This is a genomic window from Mesorhizobium sp. M7A.F.Ca.CA.002.15.2.1 (assembly GCF_003998715.1).
Lineage (GTDB): Bacteria > Pseudomonadota > Alphaproteobacteria > Rhizobiales > Rhizobiaceae > Mesorhizobium > Mesorhizobium ciceri.
The window spans coordinates 1-5,887 of record NZ_RZPI01000335.1 but is presented as its reverse complement, the minus strand read 5'-3'; the positions used below and the strand labels follow the sequence as shown (position 1 = coordinate 5,887).

The following is a 5,887-nucleotide window of genomic DNA, read 5'->3' as shown; positions in this document are numbered from 1 at the left end:
GGTCAGCCCGGTTTTCGAATCGCCGCTTGGCCTTTTCCATCCCGATCGCATGGGCGACCTGCTGGAGGATAAATACGGCATTGCACGACGCCGCTTGAATGGGCTCATTTCGCCATGGGCGGCCAAGCGCCTCGACGAACTTTCCGGCGACATTTCCAAGTTCAGCGTCGTCAAGCTGATGCCGTCGCGACTGCGCCAGATCGGCATCGCCAAGACCGAGCCCGGCGACGAGAACAATCAGGACGTCTCGGCCCTGGTCGGCAAGGTGGACATCCGGCAATTGGAAAACTTCAGCCAGTCCGATCCGGACGCCTATTCCTATAGCGGTGGACTGAACCGGACCACCCAGGGCCTGCTTGAATTCGTCGAAATGTTCAAGGCGCCTATCAAGGTCCTGCATCCGCTGCTGACGGCTACCCAGGAAGGCAGCTACAACGGCACCGAAAATTTCGGCGCCTTTCCCTACCAGGGGATCATCGTGGCCCATTCCAACGAGTCGGAATGGCTGCAGTTCAAGAACAACAAGAACAATGAGGCTTTTCTCGATCGCATCCTCGTCGTCAAGGTGCCGTATTGCCTGCGGATAACCGAAGAGCGGCAGATCTACGAGAAACTGTTGCGGGAGAGCGAATTGGCCGCCAGTCCCTGCGCTCCAGAGGTGCTGGACATCCTCAGCCGGTTTACCGTCTCGACCCGCTTGGCCGAGCACGACAATTCGCCGCTCTACACCAAGATGCGCGCCTATGATGGCGAGAACCTCAAGGAAGTCGACCCCAAGGCAAAGTCGGTTCAGGAATATCGGGACGCCGCCGGCGTAGATGAGGGCATGGCAGGCGTCAGCACGCGCTTTGCCTTCAAGATCCTGTCGCAGACCTTCAACTACGACACCGAAGAGGTGGCCGCCGACCCCGTGCATCTCATGTACATCCTGGAGGAGGCAATCAAGCGCGAACAGTTTCCGAAGGAGACGGAAGCCGCCTATCTGGAGTTCATCAAGTCCGAGCTGGCCGCGCGGTATGCCGAATTCATCGGCCATGAGATCCAGAAAGCCTATCTGGAATCCTACAGCGAGTACGGCCAGAACCTTTTCGACCGCTACATCGCCTATGCCGACGCTTGGATCGAAGACCAGGACTACAAGGATCCCGACACAGGCCAGATCCTCAACCGCGAGGTTTTGGACAACGAGCTTTCACAGGTCGAAAAACCGGCCGGCATCGCCAATCCCAAGGACTTCCGCAATGAGGTGGTGAAATTCACCCTGCGCGCCCGTGCAAGAAACCATGGCCGCAACCCGGCGTGGACAAGTTACGAAAAGCTGCGGGAAGTCATCGAAAAACGCATGTTCGGCCAGGTCGAGGACCTCCTGCCGGTGATCAGTTTCGGCTCCAAGCAGGACAGTGTCACGGAAAAGCGGCACAATGAATTCGTGCAGCGGATGGTCGAGCGCGGCTACACCGAGCGGCAGGTGCGTCGCCTTGTGGACTGGTACATGCGGGTGAACAGGGCGGGTTAGAGAACCCGGATGGTTCCATGCCGATCTTCATCGACCGCCGCCTGAACCCTAAAGACAAAAGCCTCGGCAATCGCCAGCGCTTCCTGCGACGCGCGCGCGAGGAATTGAAACGCAGCATACGCGATCAGATCCGCACCGGCAGGATCGCCGACGCGGATTCCGAGCATGCCGTGCGCATGCCCGAAAGAGGCACAAGCGAGCCGAGCTTCAACAACGCCCGCGACAGCGGCAGGCGCCAGCACATCTTGCCGGGCAACAGGCATTTCTCCGCTGGAGACCTGATCCCCAAACCCGGCGGGGGCGGCGGGGGAGCATCGTCGCCGGGAAACAAGGCATCTGAAGACGACTTTCGTTTCGTGCTGTCGCGCGAGGAAGTGCTCGATCTTTTCTTCGAGGATCTCGAGCTCCCGGACATGGTCAAGCTCAACCTCAAGGAGATCCTTGCCTTCAAGCCGCGCAGAGCCGGCTTCGCCGCCACAGGTTCGCCGACCAACATCAATGTTGGCCGCACAATGCGCAACAGCCACGGCCGCCGCATTGCGCTGAGGCGCCCCAAGCAGGTCGAACTGGATGCGATCCTCGAGGAAATCGCCTCGCTCGAGTCGACGCCATCCAGCGCCGAAGCGCGCCAGCGTATTGCGGCATTGCGCGAAGAGCTCGACCGGCTGGAACGCCGCCGCCGCCGGATTGCCTATGTCGATCCGGTCGACATCCGCTTCAACCGCTTCGATTCCCGGCCGGTGCCGAACGCCAATGCCGTCATGTTCTGTCTTATGGACGTGTCCGGGTCCATGGGCGAGCGCGAGAAGGATCTGGCCAAGCGCTTCTTCGTCTTGCTGCACCTGTTCTTGAAACGGCGCTACGACCGCATCGAGATTGTTTTCATCCGCCACACGCACCTGGCTCAGGAGGTCGACGAGGAAACATTTTTCTACAACACCCAAAGCGGCGGCACCGTCGTTTCCACCGCGCTGGAGGAAATGCACCGTATTATCACCAGCCGCTACCCGGCCCATGACTGGAACATCTATGCCGCCCAGGCCTCGGACGGCGACAATTTCGCCGGCGATTCGGAGCGATGCATTTCGCTGCTCAACGGCGAGCTCATGCGGCTGTGCCAGTATTTTGCCTATGTCGAGATCATCGACGAGCGTGAAGCTCATATTTTCGGCTCGACAGAAAACGGGACATCGCTCTGGCGTGCCTACAACTCCATCGACCAGAAATGGCCGAACTTCCAGATGAGCCGCATCGCCACACCCGCCGATATCTATCCGGTTTTTCGCCAGCTCTTCGGCAGGCAACCGGCCGCCCTCAAGAGGGCATGAGGGTTCCCGATGGCCAGACAAGCGAGCAAATCCAGCCTGCTTTTTTCAGGGTCCGACTGGGATTTCAAAACATTGTCGCGGGCCTATGACGCTATCGAGGCACTCGCGGTCGAAGAGCTTCATCTGGACACCTATCCCGTTCAGATGGAGATCATCTCGTCGCAGCAGATGCTCGACGCCTATTCGTCCATCGGCATGCCATTGATGTACCGTCACTGGTCTTTCGGCAAACATTTCCTCCACCAGGATTTGCTCTATCGCAAGGGCGGGCGGGGGCTTGCCTATGAACTGGTCATCAATTCCAATCCCTGCATCGTCTATCTGATGGAGGAAAACACCATGGCCCTGCAGGCCCTGGTGACGGCCCACGCAGCGCTCGGGCACAATCATTTCTTCAAGAACAATCAGCTGTTCAAACAGTGGACGGATGCGGGTGCGATCCTCAGCTACCTGGACTTCGCCAAGGGCTACATAGTCCGCTGCGAGGAGCGGCACGGCCTCGCCGCCGTCGAAGCTGTTCTCGATTCCGCCCACGCGCTGATGGATCAGGGCGTGTTTCGCTATCACCGGCCGCCGAGGTTGTCGTCGGAACGGCAACGCGAAGGAATTCGCGAGCGTCTCGAATACGAGGAGCGCTCCTACAACGACTTGTGGCGTACGCTGCCGGCCTCGCAGCAAGCGGCCAACGACAAGGGCCAGGACCCAGAGTGGAAGAAATCGCTCAATCTGCCCGAGGAAAACCTGCTCTATTTCCTGGAAAAGAACAGCCCAGTCCTGGAGCCCTGGCAGCGCGAGATCATCAGGATCGTTCGTGTCATCGCGCAATATTTTTACCCGCAACGGCAGACACAGGTGATGAACGAAGGTTGTGCCACTTTCGTGCACTATACGCTGATGAACATGCTGTTCGACCGCGGCCAGATCAGCGAAGGCGCCATGCTCGAAATCCTGCGCAATCATTCCAACGTGGTCTTCCAGCCGGCCTTCGACGATCCGCGTTTTTCAGGCATCAACCCCTATGCTCTCGGCCTCGACATGATGCAGGACATTCAGCGCATCTCGACCGAACCCACGGCCGAGGACCGCGATTGGTTCCCCGACATGGCCGGCCAGGGCAACTGGCGCGAGGTCCTGCTGGACGCCTGGGCCGAGCATCGCGACGAATCCTTCATCCGCCAGTACCTCAGCCCTGCCTTGATCCGGAAATGGCGGTTTTTTGTGCTCGGCGACGCTGCCGACCAGCCGCATTGCCTGGTCGCGTCCATCCACGATGAGCGCGGCTACGCCAAGATACGCGCCGCGCTCGCCAACAGTTATGATCTCGGCGCGAACCGGCCGGACATTCAGGTGGTGGATGTCGATCTGCTCGGCGACCGCCATTTGCGGCTGCAGCACAAGGTCAATGACGGCATCCTTCTCGAGGATGCCAGCCGCGACGCCACGCTTCGTCACATCCGCAGGCTTTGGGGTTATGAAGTCAGCCTGGCGGCCATGGATGCCGAGACCGGCGCGACGATCCACGAACGCTCGACGAGCCAGATCGCGGGATGACGGCACCCGGTCTCCCGGCGCACATCAGGCGTCGCCGGCTGGCCTGATCCTCAGCCTTGCGATCCGGTTCTTGTCGCGTTTCATGACGATGAAGCGCTTGCCGTGGAACGTAAAAGCCTGCTTCTCCTCGGGGATCGATTGCGTCTCGTGGATGACGAGGCCGGCAATGGTGGTTGCCTCCTCATCCGGCAGGTTCCAGTCGAGAGCCCGGTTGAGGTCACGGATCGGCACCGTACCGTCGACGACCACGGAGCCGTCGGCCTCCTGCTTGACGCCCTGTATGTCGACATCGTGCTCGTCGGCGATCTCGCCGACGATCTCCTCGATAATGTCCTCCAGCGTCACCAGCCCTTCGACCTCGCCATATTCGTCGACGACGACGGCGAAATGCGCCTTGCGGCGAAGGAAGGCGTTGAGCTGTTCCTGCAAGGTCGTGGTGTCGGGCACGAACCAGGGTTTCGAAGCGATCTTCATGACGTCGATCCTGGAGAAATCGTTGCCGACTTCGTTCAAGGCGCGCAGCAGATCCTTTGCATGCAGCACGCCGACGATGTTGTCGAGCGAGCCTTTCCACAGCGGCATGCGGGTGTGCGGGCTTTGCAAAATCTCGCGCACCACCGCTTCCGGCGCATTGTCGGCATTGACCGAGCGCATGTTGGTGCGGTGGACCATGATGTCGGAGACTTCGAGCTCGGCGAGATCGAACAGGCCGCCGACGCGGTCGCGATCCTCGCGCACCACCTGGCCGTCGCGGCGGAAATCGTCGACCGCGCCGCGCAATTCGTCCTGGCTGGAGCGCTGCGGCTCGATGCGTGAAAGCTCGTACCCGAATATGGCAAGCAGGCGCGTGCGCACGGCAACGAGCAGCACGATGAGGATGGCAAGGACGGCGACAACGATCCAGCCGGGCTCGTTCATCTCCGGTCGCTTTCCTTTGGGTGGTTCTCCCTCAGAAACGACAGCACTTCCGATGCCGGAACATCCTTGGCAATGAAAGCCTGGCCGACGCCGCGCGTCAGGATGAAGGTCAGCGCGCCGCGCGACACCTTCTTGTCCTGGGTGATAAAGGCAAGCAGCGCCTCGGCGTCAGGCAGATCGCCCGGGATGTCGGCTATTCGCCAGGGCAGGCCGACGGCGCGCAGATGCGCCTCGACGCGCGCGGCATCGTCGGGGCTGGCCAGATTGAGCCGCGACGAGAACCGGTAGGCCAGCGCCATGCCGATGGCGACCCCTTCGCCATGGACGAGGCGGCTTCCGTCATATTGGGTGGCGGCTTCCAGCGCGTGGCCGAATGTGTGGCCGAGATTGAGCAGCGCGCGGTCGCCGGTCTCGAACTCGTCACGCGCAACCACGTCGGCCTTGGCGCGGCAGGCTTCGGCAATCGCCTGCGCCCTCTCCGGCCCGCCGGCAAAAACCTGGACCCAATTCTTTTCCAGCCAGGCGAAAAATTCCGGCCGGTCGATGAGCCCGTATTTGGCGAGCTCGGCATAGC

The 5,887-nt window shown here is 60.8% G+C and carries 4 protein-coding genes and 1 pseudogene; 3 read left to right on the top strand and 2 right to left on the bottom strand.

Going from position 1 to position 5,887, the window contains the following annotated elements:
- The 3 genes from ENZ74_RS18860 to ENZ74_RS18850 all read left to right on the top strand — a co-directional run.
- Positions 1–1,516: PrkA family serine protein kinase (locus tag ENZ74_RS18860; protein WP_127312918.1), on the top strand; the 1,516-nt coding region annotated here is incomplete at its 5' end.
- A 17-nt stretch (positions 1,517–1,533) separates the two neighbouring features.
- Complete coding sequence (locus tag ENZ74_RS18855) at positions 1,534–2,844, top strand: YeaH/YhbH family protein (RefSeq protein ID WP_063169112.1); 1,311 nt, start codon at positions 1,534–1,536, stop codon at positions 2,842–2,844.
- A 9-nt stretch (positions 2,845–2,853) separates the two neighbouring features.
- The gene (locus ENZ74_RS18850) at positions 2,854–4,395 is read left to right on the top strand and encodes a SpoVR family protein (protein WP_024503737.1); all 1,542 of its coding nucleotides are present in this window, start codon (positions 2,854–2,856) and stop codon (positions 4,393–4,395) included.
- Between the two features lie 24 nt (positions 4,396–4,419).
- Here ENZ74_RS18850 and ENZ74_RS18845 read toward each other — a convergent pair whose 3' ends face one another.
- Positions 4,420–5,313 carry an HlyC/CorC family transporter gene (locus ENZ74_RS18845; protein WP_063169113.1) on the bottom strand — a complete coding sequence of 298 codons (894 nt, stop codon included), beginning with the start codon at positions 5,311–5,313 and terminating at the stop codon, positions 4,420–4,422.
- Positions 5,310–5,887, bottom strand: a pseudogene (locus ENZ74_RS18840) (3-dehydroquinate synthase); the annotation flags it as partial. The gene ENZ74_RS18845 and the pseudogene ENZ74_RS18840, both read right to left, overlap by 4 nt.

Coding starts and splice junctions, on each gene's coding strand:
- ENZ74_RS18855 (WP_063169112.1), top strand. CDS start 1,534: ATGCCGATCTTCATCGACCGCCGCCTGAACCCTAAAGACAAAAGCCTC.
- ENZ74_RS18850 (WP_024503737.1), top strand. CDS start 2,854: ATGGCCAGACAAGCGAGCAAATCCAGCCTGCTTTTTTCAGGGTCCGAC.
- ENZ74_RS18845 (WP_063169113.1), bottom strand. CDS start 5,313: ATGAACGAGCCCGGCTGGATCGTTGTCGCCGTCCTTGCCATCCTCATC.